General features: G+C 71.4%; 12 protein-coding genes. 6 read left to right on the top strand and 6 right to left on the bottom strand.

The window, feature by feature from the left end:
• Window positions 1-223: 223 nt before the first annotated feature.
• Both D7W82_RS00810 and D7W82_RS00805 read left to right on the top strand, forming a co-directional pair.
• Entirely contained in the window at window positions 224-1,198 is a 975-nt protein-coding gene (locus D7W82_RS00810; RefSeq protein ID WP_120616471.1) for a HEAT repeat domain-containing protein, read from the top strand.
• On the top strand, window positions 1,195-1,971 hold the full coding sequence (locus D7W82_RS00805; protein WP_120616470.1) for a TatD family hydrolase: 777 nt from the start codon (window positions 1,195-1,197) through the stop codon (window positions 1,969-1,971). Before D7W82_RS00810 ends, D7W82_RS00805 begins: the two co-directional genes overlap by 4 nt.
• On the opposite strand, the gene D7W82_RS00800 is transcribed toward D7W82_RS00805, so the two are convergent.
• The 5 genes from D7W82_RS00800 to D7W82_RS00780 form a co-directional block, all read right to left on the bottom strand.
• Window positions 1,958-3,928 (bottom strand): HD domain-containing phosphohydrolase, encoded by a 1,971-nt coding sequence (locus D7W82_RS00800; RefSeq protein ID WP_120616469.1) that lies wholly within the window; start codon window positions 3,926-3,928, stop codon window positions 1,958-1,960. The genes D7W82_RS00805 and D7W82_RS00800 overlap by 14 nt on opposite strands.
• A 5-nt stretch (window positions 3,929-3,933) precedes the next feature.
• A complete protein-coding gene (locus D7W82_RS00795; RefSeq protein ID WP_120616468.1) occupies window positions 3,934-5,433 on the bottom strand; it encodes an OB-fold nucleic acid binding domain-containing protein in 1,500 nt (499 codons plus the stop codon).
• A 57-nt stretch (window positions 5,434-5,490) separates the two neighbouring features.
• Window positions 5,491-6,630 carry a class I SAM-dependent rRNA methyltransferase gene (locus tag D7W82_RS00790; protein ID WP_120616507.1) on the bottom strand — a complete coding sequence of 380 codons (1,140 nt, stop codon included), beginning with the start codon at window positions 6,628-6,630 and terminating at the stop codon, window positions 5,491-5,493.
• A 127-nt stretch (window positions 6,631-6,757) separates the two neighbouring features.
• Entirely contained in the window at window positions 6,758-7,132 is a 375-nt protein-coding gene (locus D7W82_RS00785) for a hypothetical protein (protein WP_120616467.1), read from the bottom strand.
• Window positions 7,133-7,180: 48 nt separating this feature from the next.
• Window positions 7,181-8,776 carry an NAD(P)/FAD-dependent oxidoreductase gene (locus D7W82_RS00780; RefSeq protein ID WP_120616466.1) on the bottom strand — a complete coding sequence of 532 codons (1,596 nt, stop codon included), beginning with the start codon at window positions 8,774-8,776 and terminating at the stop codon, window positions 7,181-7,183.
• A 323-nt stretch (window positions 8,777-9,099) separates the two neighbouring features.
• On the opposite strand from D7W82_RS00780, the gene D7W82_RS00775 reads away from it, so the two are divergent.
• Window positions 9,100-9,312: a hypothetical protein gene (locus D7W82_RS00775; protein ID WP_233587213.1), complete on the top strand. Its 213-nt coding sequence runs from the start codon at window positions 9,100-9,102 to the stop codon at window positions 9,310-9,312.
• Between the two features lie 151 nt (window positions 9,313-9,463).
• Here D7W82_RS00775 and D7W82_RS00770 read toward each other — a convergent pair whose 3' ends face one another.
• Entirely contained in the window at window positions 9,464-10,108 is a 645-nt protein-coding gene (locus D7W82_RS00770) for a diacylglycerol kinase family protein (RefSeq protein ID WP_120616464.1), read from the bottom strand.
• 80 nt (window positions 10,109-10,188) lie between these two features.
• On the opposite strand from D7W82_RS00770, the gene D7W82_RS00765 reads away from it, so the two are divergent.
• The 3 genes from D7W82_RS00765 to pgk all read left to right on the top strand — a co-directional run bounded on the left by D7W82_RS00765 (window position 10,189) and on the right by pgk (window position 15,432).
• Window positions 10,189-13,071, top strand: a complete 2,883-nt coding sequence (locus D7W82_RS00765) for an N-acetylmuramoyl-L-alanine amidase (protein WP_120616463.1) — start codon at window positions 10,189-10,191, stop codon at window positions 13,069-13,071.
• A gap of 96 nt (window positions 13,072-13,167) precedes the next feature.
• Window positions 13,168-14,181: a type I glyceraldehyde-3-phosphate dehydrogenase gene (gene gap / locus D7W82_RS00760; RefSeq protein ID WP_120616462.1), complete on the top strand. Its 1,014-nt coding sequence runs from the start codon at window positions 13,168-13,170 to the stop codon at window positions 14,179-14,181.
• 57 nt (window positions 14,182-14,238) lie between these two features.
• The gene (gene pgk / locus D7W82_RS00755) at window positions 14,239-15,432 is read left to right on the top strand and encodes a phosphoglycerate kinase (RefSeq protein WP_120616461.1); all 1,194 of its coding nucleotides are present in this window, start codon (window positions 14,239-14,241) and stop codon (window positions 15,430-15,432) included.
• The last annotated feature ends 2 nt before the right edge of the window (window positions 15,433-15,434 follow it).

Here is a 15,434-nt window from a genome sequence, read left to right as displayed (position 1 = left end):
TCCCCGGGATGCGCGCCGTACGCGCGCACGCGGGCGGTCGCTTCCGGTCCGGGTGGGCGCAGGGTAGGGCGTCGTCCGGAATGCCCTCCCACGCTGATTCCATGCGGCGCGGGAGGGGTTTCAGATTCGGTTGGAGCGGCAGGCCCCTGGCGTCGGACGACGACCGGGACCCCAAGCACGCGCCGGGCACGGGAAGGCCCGGGCGCCAGAGAGGTGACGAGACGTGGCGGACTGGCGTGCCGAGCGGGACCGCGCCCTGTTGACCCTGGAGCGGGAGAAGCGGCCGGCGAGCCGGGCCGAGGCGGCGGACCTGTTGTTCCAACTCGCGTCCGAGGAGCCCGCGCACGCGGCGGAGTTCACGGACGTGCTCGTGCGGCTGCTCGCGGATGCGCAGCCGGAGGTGCGCCGCTCGGGCGTGAGCCTGGCGTCCGTCATCCTGCCGCCGGAGCAGCTCCCGGACATGCTCCTGCCAAGGCTGCGTGACGAGGACACCCGCGTGCGGCTGGAGGCCACCGGACGGCTCGCGGACCTCGCGCTGCCACACGCGCGCGGAGCCCTGGCCGGAATGCTGGAGGACCCCACTCCGGAGGTCCGCTTCGAGGCCGCGCGAGGCATCGCCGCCCTCAAGCACCCCGCTGGCCTGGACGTGCTCGTGGCCGCGCTGGACGTGGACACGCTGCGCTTCCGGGCGCTGGGCGCGCTGGCGGAGCTGGAGGACACGCGCGCATTGCCGGCGGTGAAGCGCCTCTTCGGCAAGTGGCTGCTGCCCGCGTTCGACAAGACGCAGGCCGCGGGCGTGCTGCTGAAGCTGGGCGACCCGGAGGGCGCGGACTGGCTGATGCAGCGCACGCGCAAGAAGTGGAGCGCGGACCGGGCGCTCGCGGTGGAGCTGTGCGGTGAGCTGAAGGTCCCGGGCGCGCTGGAGCGGCTGAAGGACATCCTCGCGGACGCGAAGGACCCCTGCCGGGGCGCCGCCGCGCGCGGGTTGGGCCGGCTGGGGGATGCGCAGGCGCTGCCCTGGCTGCTCACCGTGCTGGAGGACCGGAGCGCGCCGGAGGACGACCGGCTGGACGCGGCGGACGGCGTGTGGCGCCTGGGCGTGGCGGAGGGCGTGGAGCGCCTGCGCGCCGCCGTGCCCACCTTCGCCTCGGAAGAGGCGCGGATGGAGCTGGAAGAGCTGTTTCAGGAGAAGCCATGAAACTGGTTGATGCGCATTGCCACCTGGAGCCGAAGGACTACGCGGACGTAGCGCCCGTGCTGGAGCGCGCGCGCGCCGCGGGGCTGGTGCACGCGGTGCTGGTGGGGCAGTTCCACGCCCCCGGGGACTGGGGCCACGCGCTGGAGGTCGCCGCCCGGCACCCGGAGTTCCTGTCGCCCACGCTGGGCATCCACCCGCACGCGGCCGCCCGCGCCACCGAAGCGGACTTCGAGATGCTGGAGCGCACCTGCGCCCGTCCGGAGCTGCGCGCCGTGGGCGAGGCCGGGTTGGACTACTACTACGACTACTCGCCTCGCGAGATCCAGGCCACCGTCTTCCGGCGGCAGTGCGCGCTCGCGAAGCGCCTGTCCAAGCCGCTGGTGGTGCACGTGCGCGACGCGCACGACGACTGCGAAGCGGCCCTGGCGGCCGAGGACGTCACGAACGGCGTCATCCACTGCTTCACCGGCGACACGGCCGCGGCCCGCAAGTACCTGGACCGGGGCTTCTTCCTGTCGCTGTCCGGCGTCGTCACCTACAAGAAGACGGAGGCCCTCCAGGACGCGGTGCGCTTCGCGCCGCTGGAGCGCCTGATGGTGGAGACGGACAGCCCCTACCTCGCGCCGGTGCCCCACCGCGGCCGCAAGAACGAGCCCGCGCACGTGCTGGAGACGGCGAAGAAGGTCGCGGAGCTGAAGGGCGTGTCGCTGGAAGAGGTGGCCCGCGTCACCACGGCGAACGCGGCCCGCCTCTTCAACCTCACGCTGGCGTGAGCGCGTTGGCCAGGGCCTCCAGGTCCTGGTCCAACTGCGGCATGTCCAGCAGCAGCGCGTCCGGGTCGTAGACGAAGTCCGCCTGCTTCAGCTTCAGCAGGGCCTGCAGCGCGGGTTCGCCCGCGTGGCCGCCGAACGCCGCGTGCACCACGCGGCCGCGCTCCAGGTGCAGCGAGCCCTCCAGCGTGTGGCTGCGCAGTTGGAGCTTCCCGCTCTTCTTGCCGCCGCCCAGCGTGCGGAGCAGCTCCTTCGGGGGCAGCTCGTCGAAGCTGCCGCGCACCACCCGGCCCGGGCCGTTGTGCTGCACGCGGTCCTGGAAGAGGGACAGCACCGTGCGGGCCACCTCCGCCTTGTCGCTCGGGGAGAGCACCGCCGTCGCGCCCGCCATGAGCAGCCGCTCGCGCGCCTGGGCATCCGGTTCGCCCACCACGGCGATGGGCAGGCCCGCGCTCTCCGGCATGGAGCGCACGGCCTCCAGCAGGTCCATCACCTCCTGCTGGCCCAGCCGCAGGCTCACCACCAGCACGTCGCAGTCCTGCCGCGACAGGCCGTCCAGCGCGCCGTCCAGCGTGGACAGAGCGTGCGCCACCAGCTCCTGCTTGAGCACCGCCTCCAGCAGCTCGCCGCGCGTGGCCTCGTCCGGCTCCGCGATGAGCACCTGGCGGCCCTCGCTGGCCAGCCGGTGCACCAAGAGCGCGCCGCTCTGCAGCTGCCCGACGATGTCCGCCACCACCGGATCGTAGAGCACGCCCGCGTACTTCTTCAGGTGCTCCAGCGCCTGCTGCTTGGTGAAGACGCGGCCAAATGCGTTGCCCGGGTTCTTGGTCAGCTCCAGGAAGCTGTCCACCGCCGCCAGGATGCGCGCGCCCAGGGTGATGTCCTCGCCCTTGGCGCCCTGGGGCGTGCCGGAGCCGTCCCAGGCCTCGTACAGCTGCGCGAGGATGGTGTTCACCTGCGCGGGCAGGTGCACCGTCTCGAAGAGCTTCGTGGGCGCGCGGCAGCACGCCTTGGCCTGCGCCTTCCACTCCGGGTTGGCCGCGTTGCTCGCCAGCGAGTAGTGCCGCTCCGGGGGCTTGCCCAGGTCGTGCAGGTACGCCGCGATGGACAGCGCCGCCAGCTCCTTGTGGGGCATGCCCATGCGCTGGCCGACGATGCCCGCCTGCCGCGCCAGCTGCGCGGAGTGTCCCCGGTGCCGGGGCCGGTCCTGCTCCAGCAGCCCCACCATCAGGCTCAGCGTCTCCACGTAGTCCGTGTCGCTGATGAGCCCGCGCGGGCCGCCCGGCTCGCGCCGCTGCGTGGAGACGCGCGCCACGTTGGTGCCGCTGCCGCCGCGCTGCAGCCGCATCCGCGCGTCCGTCTCCAGCCGCATGCTCAGGCTGGTGGCGCTGCTGCGTCCGGCGGAGCTCCCGCCGCGCCCGGGCTCCGCGCCCACGTGCGTGTTGGAGGGCGTGTCCGGACGGCGCGGGCCGTTGTTCGCGGAGGGGCCCTCCAGCAGCGTGGTGAACGCCGTGGGGTCGCCGTAGTAGTGCTTGCGGATGGCCGCGGAGATGGCGCTGCGCAGGCCGATGTACGCGTAGACCTCCGACATGCCGGTGACGAGGGCGATCTCGTCGAGCAGCGACTTGTTCTGCGGCTCGGCGGCCACCACCGAGAGCAGCTTGCGCTCCGGATCCACGGCCAGCGGGAGCACGTTCTGCGCTTCCGCCAGCCGCACCGGCAGCTTGTCCAACACCTTCGTGTCGATGCGGACCTTGGCCAGCTTGTCCGCGGTGACGAAGCGGGTCTGGAACTCGTTGGCCAGGAGCCGCAGCAGCGCGGCCTCCTGGAGCAGGCCCAGCTCCACCAGACAGTCCCCCAGCTTGTGGCCGGTGATCTTCTGGTGCTCCAGACCCTGCTCCACGGCCCCCGGAGTCACGAGGCCGGCCTCAATCAACCGCTCTCCCAGCCGCTTCGCCATGGACTTCAGCCCTCCGAGGAGCCACCACCCTCACCACCGGACTTCGGGGCCGGCGCCAGCGCGCTGAACGGCTTGAAGGTCAGCTCGCCGGGCAGGCTCTTGGGGTCGCGGGGAGGACGGTCCTCGCGCGGCGGACGGGCGGGGCGCTCCTCGCGCGGACCCCGGTCCTCACGCGGCGGACGCTCGGCGCGGGGCTCGCGCGGAGGCCGCGGCGGACGCTCCGGACGGGCCTCCTGGGACGCGGGGGCGGCAGCGCCCTCGCCAGCCTGGGCCGGCGGGCCCTTGTCGGCGCGCGCCTTGCGCTTCTCCTCGCGGTGCTTGCGTCGGCTGCCCTCCACCGGAGCTCTGCCACGACCGGTGGGCACGAAGCCCTTCCAGAGGGAGCGCTCATACGCGCGCAGGTGGTCCGTCCAGCGCTCGTTCGGATCGCGCTGCATGGCCTCCACCCACGAGGAGATGCGCGCGTCGAGCGAGCTGAGCGTGTCGACGATCTGCGCCTCCAGCGTCACCGGCACCTTCGCGCCAGGAGCGCCGGACGCCCCCGACTGGGAGATCGCCAGGTGCGTCAGGTGCTGCTCCAGCAGCGGCGGGAAGCCGGGGATGCCCAGGGTCTTCTCGCGGATCTTCTGCGCGGCCAGCACCGCGTGGCCCACCAGCCGGCCCTCGTCGGAGGTGTCGAAGCCCTTGTCGGACGCCCCGTCGCCGCCCTTCATCACGTCGTGCAGGAACGCGCCGGCCAGCAGCAGGTCGCGGTCCGCCATGGGGTAGTGGTCCGACACGCGCAGCGTCAGGCGCATCACCGACAGGACGTGCTCGGCCAGCCCGCCGCGCCACGCGTGGTGCACGCCCTTGGCCGCCGGAGCCACCGGCAGCGCCGCGGACACCTGCGCGTCGTCCAGGAACGCCAGCAGCAGCTGCTTCACGAACGGGTCGTTGACGCGCTCGGTGACGAGCTCGCGGATCTGCCCCACCGCGCGCGGGCCACCGCCGCCCTCGTGGCGCTCGGGCTTGCCTTCCGCCTGCTTCGCTTCGCCAGCCTTGGACTCGGCCTTCGCGTCGCCGGACTTCGCTTCGCCGGACTTCGCTTCGCCAGCCTTGGACTCGGCCTTCGGCTCGGCGGGCGGGGCGGGGGGCGGCTCGAACTCCTTGGGGTCGAGCGGCTCCGGATCCAGCCGCTCCACGGCCTCCACGACGACCTGGGTGCGGCCGTGGAAGACGATGACGCTGCCCTGCACGAGGACGTAGTCGCCGTTCTGGAAGACGGGCTCGAGCGCGTCCACCTTGTCGAAGACGCGCGCGTCCACCGTGCCGCTCTTGTCGGCCAGGGACAGCGACAGGAACACCTTGCCGCTGCGCGCGTTCACCTTCTCCTTCTTGGTGACGCGGAAGACGGTGTTGACCCGGTCCTTCTCGCGCAGGTCCGCCGCGTACACCTTGCGGACGGTCTCGACGGAAGCCTCCGGGGTGGAGGAGGTCGCGGCCTGGGACTCGTTTTCGGTTGTCATCGCGGCGCGGACACTAACACCGAGGAGGGCCCGTCGAGGGCGAAACAGCACGGGCCCTCAGCTCACCTCGAGCGCCACCGCCTCCAGGTACTCGGCCCCTGGGGAGCCGACCGGCGCGGGGTGGTCCGGCGGCAGTCCCATCCGTACCAGCCGGAATGCGATGCGCGCCTCCTGCTCGCAGGCCGTGGCCACGCACTCCGTGAACGAGCCCAGCGCCAGCGGTGGGTGATATCCGACCACGAGCAGCCGCCCGCCATGGCGGGTGCGCCGCAGGGCCAGCCGCACCTGTTCGATGAAGTCCTCCTCGGACGCCACCCCCAGCGTGTCGAGCAGCACCAGATCGAAGGCGTCCTTGAGGGCCCGGAGCACGGCCAGCGGCTCGCCCTGTTCCACCGTCACCCGGCCGAGCAGCCCGTTGGCCTCCGCGTTCTCCCGCGCCAGGTCCGCCGCGTCCGCGTTGCCGTCGAAGGCGAGGATGTGCTTCGCCCCGTGCCGCCCCGCGTGGACGAACAGCCCGCCCACGTTGCACGCCACGTCCAGCACGCGGTCCCCGTTGCCGGTGCGCCCCAGGAAGCGGCGCAGCTCGCGGTGATCATACGCGTAGCCCGTGCCCCGGCCGTAGGTGAGGTCCACCGTGAAGCGCGCGCCCATCTCCAGCAGGCGGCACCAGCGCGGCGGCGTGCCGTACATCACGTGCGGGCGCTGCGCGGGCAGGCCCAGCGCCTTGCGCCGGAGCGTGTCGTTGCGCAAGAGCACGGAGGCCGCCCCCGTCACCTCTCCCAGCGTGCGGGTGATCTCCTCCTGCCGCGCATCCATGGAGCGGGTGAGCGTCTGGACGACGAAGTGCTGATCATACCGGTCCACGATGAGGCCCGGCAGCCCGTCCCCGTCGTCGTTGACGATGCGGCAGAAGCGCGGGTCGTCCACCAGCCGGCCGCGGCGCTCGAACGCGTGGCGCACGTGGCGGGGGATGAGCCCCTCCACGGACTCGTCCGGCAGCCCCAGCCGGCGCACGGCGTAGGAAGCCTGGAGGTCCACGTCCCCCAGCCCCAGGACATGCCCGTCCTCGTCTTTGAGCTGCATGGGCGTGCCGGGCTGCGGCTCGCCCTCCATGGAGACGATGTCCTCGCGGCGCAGCCAGGGGGCGCCATGGCGAAGCTTGCGAGCGGCTTCTCGGGACAGGTAGGTGCTGAGCAAGGTGCGGTCCTCCTCCAGCGCGATGGAGGGCACCCCCCGGGGTGCCTTCCACCAAACATGGGCCGTGTCGGGCCTGCTGGCGTCGAGGGCCGTGCCGCTGCCCCGGAGGGCAGGGGGCCAGGCGTCGTCAGGGGACGGGCGGAGGCCGCTTGTAGGCCTTGAACGTCACCCGGGTGAGCAATCCGCTGACCACCAGGGCCAGCGCGATGCCCATCATCCGGACATTCCAGTTCGTGCCGGTGAAGAGCAGCACGAGCGCGAGCACGCCCGCCGCCACCGCGCCCACCACCGTGAGCGTCTGGGCGCGCTTGGACGTGTCCTGGCCGTGGGGCTTCTTCGCCCGGGCCAGGACGGGCAGCGAGGACGCCTTGCGCCACTTCTCCGCGCCGTCCTCGCGCACCTCGTCGTCCGGGTCCACCAGGCCCTGCAGGTAGGCCCGCTCGATGTCACCCAGCGAGGGGAACATCAGCTCACCCTCGGGGCTGCGCACGCGGTACGCCATGGGTCTTCCTCCCTCCCGGCCTACCCTGCCCGGAAGGGGGCGGGGACCTCAAGCCAGCTCTGTCGCAATCTGCTCAGCGGCGCGCAGTCCATCAATGGCGGAGGACACGATCCCGCCCGCGTAGCCGCAGCCCTCGCCCACCGGATACAGGCCGCGCATGGACACGGACTGCAGGTCGTCCCCCCGGGTGATGCGCACGGGCGAGGACGTCCGGCTCTCGATGCCGATGAGCTTCCCCTCGTCGCTGATGAAGCCCTTCATCTTCCGGTCGAACGTGCGCAGCGCCGCCTTGAGCGACTGCGTCAGCCGCTCCGGGAAGAGCTTGTTCAGGTCCGTGTGCGCCAGGCCCGGGCGGTAGCTGGTGTCGCCCGGGTCCTTCTTCACGCGGCCGGCCAGGTAGTCCGGAATCGTCTGCGCGGGCGCGAAGAAGCGGCCTCCGCCCAGCTTGTAGGCCTCGCCCTCCCAGTGCCGCTGGAACTCCAGGCCCGCGAGCGGCCCGTGGAAGCCCTCGCGCGCGAAGTCCGCGACGGACACCGACACGACGATGCCCGCGTTGGCGAACTTCGCGTTGCGCCGCGAGTTGCTCATGCCGTTGGTGCACTGGAGCCCCTCTTCCGTGGGCGTGGGCACCACGATGCCGCCGGGGCACATGCAGAACGAGTAGACGCCGCGCACCTCGCCGTCCACGTCCAGGTTCTCCGCCAGCTTGTAGTCCGCGGGCGGCAGCTTGGAGTGCTTCGCCGCGGAGCCGTACTGGATGCCGTTGATCAGCGACTGAGGGTGCTCCGCGCGGAAGCCCAGCGCGAAGGGCTTGGCCTCCACGCTCACGCGGCCGTCGGCGGCGAAGCGCTCGTACAGCTCGCGAGCGGAGTTGCCCGGCGCCAGGATGACGCGGTCGCTCTCCAGCGTGCGCCCGTCCGCCATCTTCACGCCCGCGATGCGGCCGTCGCGGTAGAGCAGGTCGTCCACGCGCTGCTCGAAGTGCACCTGGCAGCCGCCCGCGATGAGCTCTTCGCGCAGCTTCGCCACCGCGCCGGGCAGCAGGTCGGAGCCGATGTGCGGCTTGCCCTCGATGAGGATGTGATCCGGCGCGCCGTACTTCGCGAAGGCCTCAATCACCTTGCGCACCATGGGGTGGTTGATGCGCGTGGACAGCTTGCCGTCCGTGTACGCGCCCGCGCCGCCCTCGCCGAAGTTCATGTTGCTCTCGCGGTCGAGCGACCCGTCGCGCATGAGCTTCGCCACGTCCTTGCGGCGCGTCACCACCTCCTTGCCGCGCTCCAGCAGGATGCTGCGCACGCCGCGCTCCAAGAGGCCCAGCGCGCAGAACAACCCCGCGGGTCCGGTGCCGATGATGAGCGGCAGCTTCTCCGGCTCCTTCACGCGCGGCGGTAGCTCTGGCAGAGGTGGGGCCTCGCTCACGTCCGGGGGCAGCCGCGGCGCCTTGCGGCCCGGGGCCAGCTCCACCTCCAGCGTGTAGATGTAACGCGGGCTGCCCTTCTTGCGCGCATCCAGCACCGAGCGCACCACCCGCACGGAGGCGAGGTCGCTCCGGGTGACCCCCAGCTTCTCCGCGGCGCGCTGGCCGAGCAGCTCCTCCGGCTCGTCCAGCCACAGCCCGATGTTGTTCACCCGGTACGCCATTGTGTTCTGACTCCTCGGTGGGGGGGCGCGTATGTGCTCCACCCCCCGGAGGGAATGCAAGCACTTGAAAAGACAAGATGGCCCGTGGGGTGGGTGCGTACCCGCCGTAGCACCCGGGAACGCCGTTCCAGGCAGAGCGGACGCCCGGGTGCGTAACCCCCTTCGCACACTCCACGTTCCGTGCCGTCCACTTCCGGGCTTCAACCCCTGAGGACTGCTGGAGAATCCGTTTGGAAGAGAACGGCTGGCACGGAGGTTGAAGACCGGACCCGCACGCAGTCGCGGCGCCCTGACACATGGCGTCGAATCCGGAGGCAATTCCCGTGAGCACCGACCAGAAGGGCACCCGCATCCTCGCGCGCACGTTCTTCAACCAGCTGCGCGCAAGCGGTTACACGCCGCACCAGGTCATCGGCATCGCCACGGAGCTCCTGGAGCTCGTGACGACCGACCTGAGGGAAGGCGACAAGGCGGTCGCCGCCGCCCAGTCGACGTCCGCCCCCGACTCCGGGGCGGGCTTTCAGCAGCGCGCGTAGCCCCTTAGAATCCCCTGCATCGACCCTCCGCGGGTGAGCGGGCTCCGGACTGGTTCCGGGCGCCCCACCCGCGAGGTGGCGGGAGCTCGAGCAGGAACGCTGTCGTGCTCCCAGATGCTCGTTCTGGCCGGCGTCGCCTGACCTCGGGCCCTCAGGGCTGGGGATGCCGCCTGCGCTCGCGGGCCGCCGCGGCGGCGATGACGAGCAGCGCGGCGGTGAGCGCGGTGAAGACGAGGCTCGCGGACGTGGGCGCCGTCAGCGCGAGCAGCCCCAAGGCCAGCAGGAACGCGAGCACGTCCACGGCGGCGGGCCTGGGTTGGGGCAGCACGAGCACCGTGGCGCAGCCGGCCAGCGGCAGCCCCAGCGCGACCTGCCGGAAGATGGCGTCCGTGCTGGTGCGCACCGTCTCCCAGTAGTTGATCAGGATGGCGGCGAAGATGACGACCGTGCCGCCCGCGAGCACGAGCACGCCCGCGGCCGCCGCGTCCTTGGTGAGCCGGGCCTTCTCATCGAACTGCTGCACGGCCAGGTCCACCAGCTGCTCCAGCGCGCTGTTCAAAATCTCCGCGAAGAAGATGAGCAGCACGCAGAAGATGAGCGTGACCTTCTCCGCGAGCCCCAGCGGGATGCCGCTGCCCACCAGCCCCACCAGCACGCCGGAGATGAGGTGGATGCGCATGTTGCGCTGCCAGGCCACGGTGTGGATGAGCCCTGCCCACGCATGTCCGAACGAAGCGAACAGGCCGTTGCTGCGGCGGGAGGGAAACTGGGGACGAGGGGTTACAGGAACGGTCATCGGAAGGTGAAGGGGTGGGCAGGCTAGCACCCACGGGTCCGATTGAAGCGGGGGAGTGAAGGGGTAAGGTCGGCCGCGTGATGCGAACGTCCCTTCCGTCCTGGTCGCGCTCGCTGGCGCTGACCCTGCTATGCACCTCCGTCCTCGCTCACGCGCAGGGCACCCCCGAAGCGTTCGAAGGCGACGACCTGGGGTTGGAGCCGCCGGGTGTTCAATACCTGCCAGCTCCGGCCCCCCGGGCGCACGAGCAGCGCCGCCTGTCGCCGGACGCGCCCGCCGTGGTGCGGCGTGAGACGCGGGCCGCGAAGTCCAACGTGAAGGCCGCGGGCGTGCCGCAGACGCGCAGGGGCGAGGGCGCGCTGTCCGGCAAGGTCATCTACCTGAGCCCGGGCCACGGCTTCTACCGCGACAACGGGCTGAAGCGCTGGGCGACGCAGCGGCCCAACACCTGGGGCGTGGTGGAGGACTTCATCTCCGTGGAGGTGGTGGCGCAGGAGCTGCAACCCATGCTGATGGCGGCGGGCGCCACGGTGGTGTCCGTGCGTGAGACGGACCTGAACCCGCTCATCGCCACCGTGGACAACGGCGGCACGGGCTACGTGGAGGACGGCGACGCCGCGCGCTTCCACGCCTCCACCCAGAAGGGCTGGGCGCCTCCGCCCGTTCCCATGGGCAACGGGGTGGAGCCCTTCACGCTGGGCACCACGCGCACGCTGGACACGGCGGCCACCTCCACCGCGAAGGCGACGTGGACGCCGGACGTGCCGGCGGACGCGGCCTACAACGTCTACGTCTCCTACGGCTCCGACCCCACGCGCGCGACGGACGCGCACTACGTGGTGAAGCACGCGGGCGGGGAGAGCCACTTCCGGGTGAACCAGCAGCGCCACGGCGGGACGTGGGTGCTGCTGGGGCGCTTCTACTTCAAGGCGGGCCAGCACCCGGAGTCCGGCGCGGTGGTGCTGGAGAATGACTCGGCGCAGGGCACGGGCGCGACGCTGTCCGTGGACGCGGTGCGGCTGGGCGGTGGGCGGGGGCTCCTGGGCGACGCGGCGCAGGGGCCGCTCCTGCGTCCGCGCTTCGAGGAGAGCGGGCGCTACCACGTGCAGTACAGCGGGGCGCCCTTCAGCGTGTACGCGCCGTCGGGAGCCAACGCGCTGTCCAACGAGCGCAACGCGGACGTGACGTCCCGGCCGCGCTTCGCCGCGTGGCTGCACGAGGAGGGCGAGGACGCCGTCTACGTCGCGTGGCACACCAACGCGGGCACGTCCGGCACGATTCGGGGGACGGAGGCCTACGTCTACGGGCCCAACCCGGTGGACGGCACGCTCAACTTCACCGGCGTGGCGGGCGGTGACGTGATGGCGCGCGCTCTCTTGTCGCAGCTTGAAACGGACCTGAAGCGCGAGGTGGATCCGAACTGGCGGGTGCGCGCCCTGCGCTCGGCGAACCTGGGCGAGGTGAACCCCACACACAACCCGGAGATGCCCAGCGTGCTCCTGGAGATGGCGTACCACGACAACACGACGGACGCGGCGAACCTCAAGGAGGCCCGCGTCCGCCACGTGGCCGCGCGCGCCATCGTGCAGGGGCTCATCAAGTACTTCGCGACCCGCGACGGCGCGGCGGTGCACTTGCCGCCGGAGACGCCCGGAGCGGTGGTGGCGCGCAACGCGACGCCCGGCGCGGTGGAGGTGAAGTGGACCGCGCCCCCGCAGGTCGCGTCGGAGGAGGGCCGCGACGCCCCCACGGCCTACCGGCTCTACCAGAGCGCGGACGGCTTCGGCTGGGACGAGGGCACGGAGGTCCAGAGCACGTCGGCCACCGTCACGCTGTCGCCCGGCACGCTGCGCTACTTCCGGGTGGCGGCGGTGAACGCGGGCGGCGAGTCCTTCCCGTCCGCCACGGTGGGCGTGCGGGTGGGGGACACCGCGCCGGTGCTGATGGTCAACGCGTACGAGCGGCTGGACGCGACGGTGGCGTGCGGCGAGGAGCTGGAGACGCCGTACGACCTGGAGGCCCCGCTGCGCGTCTACCTGGAGGCGATGAACGACGGCAGCTACCTGCGCCAGCACGGCGCGGCGTTCGCGCGGTCGGCGGTGGCCTTCGACAGCGCGACGGGCAACGCGGTGGCGGCGGGGCTGGTGTCTCCTACGGGTTACCGGCTGGTGGACTGGTCCACCGGGCGCGGAGGCGTGGGGGGCGCGGGCCTGGCGCGGGCGGAGCAGGACGCCCTGCGCGCGTTCGTCACCGGGGGCGGGCACTTGATGCTGTCGGGCGGCCGTACGGTGTCCACGCTCGCGGCCGGGAGCGCGGACGACAAGCTGTTCCTCACGGACATCCTCCGGGCGTCCATCGCGGCGGGGGCGCCGGCGGCCCGGGTGGAGGGCTCGGCGGGCGGGCTCCTCGCGGACCTGTCGGCCACGCCGCTGGCGGATGGGACGCTCGGCGCCTACCCGGTGGGGGTGACGGACGTGCTGGCGCCCACGGGCGGCGGCGCGGACGTGCTGCGCTACACCGGCACGTCGCTGGGCGCGGGCGTGCTCTCCGCGGGCACGGCCCCCGCGGGCCAGGTGCTGGTGCTGGGCTTCCCGTTCGAGGGCCTTGCGTCCAATCGTGAGCGTTCGCGGCTGGTGGGCGCGTTCCTGGTGCGCTCGGGAATCGTCGCCCAGGCGCCGGCTTTGCCCGACGCGGACGTGACGCCCGCGGTCAGCCCTCGGCCGCTGTCGTCCTGCGTAGCGGTGCGGGAGGTGGATCCGCATCCGCCCGTGCAGCCGCCACCGCCGCCTCCGCCGCCGGAGCCCACGGTCGTTCCAACGCTCCCCAACGACTATTCCCCCAAGGCGGACAGCGGCTGCGGCTGCGGGGCCGGCGCGGGAACGGCCTCCGGGCTCTGGCTGTTGGTCGGGGTGATTGTTCAGCTCCGGCGTGCACGCGCGAAAGCGGCCCACGCGAAGCGTTGACTCGGCGGGGGCGCCTGCCTACGGTCGCCCGCCTTCTTTACGAGATTCATGACGGTGGGCCGCGAAGGCCCACTCCTTCAAGGAGAACGAAACACCATGGCCATCAAGCTCGCCATCAACGGCTTCGGTCGTATCGGTCGCTGCATCCTGCGCGCCGCGCTCAGCCGCAAGGAAGACCTCGAGATCGTCGCCATCAACGACCTCGACAAGCCGTCGGCGCTGGCCCACCTGTTCAAGTACGACTCCGTGCACCGCACGTGGCCGGGCGAGGTGAGCCACACGGACAAGGGCATCGTCGTGAACGGCAAGGAGATCGCCGTCACCGCGGAGAAGGACCCCTCCGTGCTGCCGTGGAAGAGCATGAACGTGGACGTGGTGCTGGAGTGCACCGGCCGCTTCACCGCGCGCGACGCCGCCGCCAAGCACCTGGCCGCGGGCGCCAAGAAGGTCATCATCTCCGCGCCGGCCAAGGGCCCGGACATGACCATCGCGTACGGCATCAACCACCACGAGTACGATCCGGCCAAGCACCACATCATCTCCAACGCCTCGTGCACCACCAACTGCCTGGCGCCCATCGCCAAGGTGCTGGTGGACAACTTCGGCGTCGAGAAGGGCCTGATGACGACGGTGCACAGCTACACCAACGACCAGCGCATCCTGGACCTCACCCACGAGGACATGCGCCGCGCCCGCGCCGCCGCGCTCTCCATGATCCCCACCAGCACCGGCGCCGCGAAGGCCATCGGTGAGGTCATCCCGTCGCTCAAGGGCAAGATGCACGGCATCTCCGTCCGCGTCCCCACCCCGAACGTGTCCCTGGTGGACCTGACGGTGAACACCACCAAGAAGGTCACGGCCGAAGAGGTCATCGCCGCGATGAAGGCCGCCGCCAACGGCGCGCTCAAGGGCGTGCTCGAGTTCAGCGACGCGCAGACGGTGTCGGTGGACTACAACGGCAACCCGCACTCGGCCATCTTCGACGCGACCAACTGCTTCGTGATGGGCGACAACATGCTCAAGGTCATGGCCTGGTACGACAACGAGTGGGGCTTCTCCAACCGCATGGTCGACACGGCGAAGTTCCTCGTGTCCAAGGGCGTGGCGTAAAGCCTCCCCGCACCGGCACCCCAGGCTGACCCAAGACAGGCACAAGGGACACCCAAGATGATCCGCTACATCGATGACCTGCAGTTGACCGGCAAGCGCGTCTTCATCCGCGTGGACTTCAACGTCCCGCTGGAGGGGCGCCGCGTCACCGACGACACCCGCATCCGTGAGGCGCTGCCCACCATCCGGCGCGCGCTGGAGATGGGCGGCAAGGTCATCCTGGCGTCCCACCTCGGCCGGCCCAAGGGGGCGGACCCCAAGCTGTCCACGGTGCTCGTCGCGGAGAAGCTGGCGGAGCTCCTGGGCGGCAAGCACGAGGTCATCCACGCCGACGACTGCGTGGGTGACAACGTGAAGAAGCAGGTGAATGACCTGAAGGCAGGGCAGGTGCTCCTCTTGGAGAACCTGCGCTTCCACAAGGAGGAGGAGGCGAACGACGAGGCCTTCTCGCGCGAGCTGGCGGCGCTGGCGGACGTCTACGTCAACGACGCGTTCGGCACGGCGCACCGCGCGCACGCGTCCACGGCCGGCATGGTGCCCTTCGTGAAGGAGAAGGCGGCCGGCTTCCTGATGCGCAAGGAGATCGAGTACCTGGGCGACAAGGTCCTGCGCAATCCGCAGAAGCCCTTCGTGGCCATCCTGGGCGGCTCCAAGGTGAGCGACAAGATCAAGGTCATCGAGAGCCTGCTGCCCAAGGTGGACGCGCTGCTCGTGGGCGGCGCCATGGCGTACACCTTCCTGAAGGCGCAGGGCATCGAGGTGGGCAAGAGCCGGGTGGAGGAGGGCGACAAGCTGGCGCTGGCGGCGAAGCTGCTGGACACGGCCAAGCGCCTGAAGACGCCGCTGGTGCTGCCCATCGACCACATCGTGTGCGCGGACATCGACGGCAAGGGCCCGGTGAAGGAGACGCCGGATCAGGTGGTGCCGGCGGACATGATGGGCCTGGACATCGGTCCCAAGACGCGCGCGATGTACACGCAGCGCATCCGCGACGCGAAGACGGTGATCTGGAACGGGCCCATGGGCCGCTTCGAGGTCGACAAGTTCGCGGAGGGCACGCGCTCGGTGGCCGCGGCGATGTCCATCAACAAGGACGCCGTCACGGTGATTGGCGGCGGCGACAGCGCGGCGGCGGTGGAGCAGATGGGCTACGCGGACAAGATGAGCCACGTGTCCACGGGTGGTGGCGCGTCGCTGGAGTTCCTGGAAGGCCAGCCGCTGCCGGGCATCAAGGCGCTGGAGACGAAGTAGGG

Origin of the sequence: Corallococcus sp. CA049B (assembly GCF_003611685.1) — a bacterium.
Lineage (GTDB): Bacteria > Myxococcota > Myxococcia > Myxococcales > Myxococcaceae > Corallococcus > Corallococcus coralloides.
Note: the sequence above shows the minus strand (reverse complement) of the source record. Positions and strands in the feature narration are given on the sequence as shown.

Bases quoted from the DNA above. Each gene is read 5' to 3' on its own strand.
- D7W82_RS00805 (WP_120616470.1), top strand. From the start codon at position 1,195: ATGAAACTGGTTGATGCGCATTGCCACCTGGAGCCGAAGGACTACGCG.
- D7W82_RS00800 (WP_120616469.1), bottom strand. From the start codon at position 3,928: ATGGCGAAGCGGCTGGGAGAGCGGTTGATTGAGGCCGGCCTCGTGACT.
- D7W82_RS00795 (WP_120616468.1), bottom strand. From the start codon at position 5,433: ATGACAACCGAAAACGAGTCCCAGGCCGCGACCTCCTCCACCCCGGAG.
- D7W82_RS00785 (WP_120616467.1), bottom strand. From the start codon at position 7,132: ATGGCGTACCGCGTGCGCAGCCCCGAGGGTGAGCTGATGTTCCCCTCG.
- D7W82_RS00780 (WP_120616466.1), bottom strand. From the start codon at position 8,776: ATGGCGTACCGGGTGAACAACATCGGGCTGTGGCTGGACGAGCCGGAG.
- D7W82_RS00770 (WP_120616464.1), bottom strand. From the start codon at position 10,108: ATGACCGTTCCTGTAACCCCTCGTCCCCAGTTTCCCTCCCGCCGCAGC.
- D7W82_RS00765 (WP_120616463.1), top strand. From the start codon at position 10,189: ATGCGAACGTCCCTTCCGTCCTGGTCGCGCTCGCTGGCGCTGACCCTG.
- gap (WP_120616462.1), top strand. From the start codon at position 13,168: ATGGCCATCAAGCTCGCCATCAACGGCTTCGGTCGTATCGGTCGCTGC.
- pgk (WP_120616461.1), top strand. From the start codon at position 14,239: ATGATCCGCTACATCGATGACCTGCAGTTGACCGGCAAGCGCGTCTTC.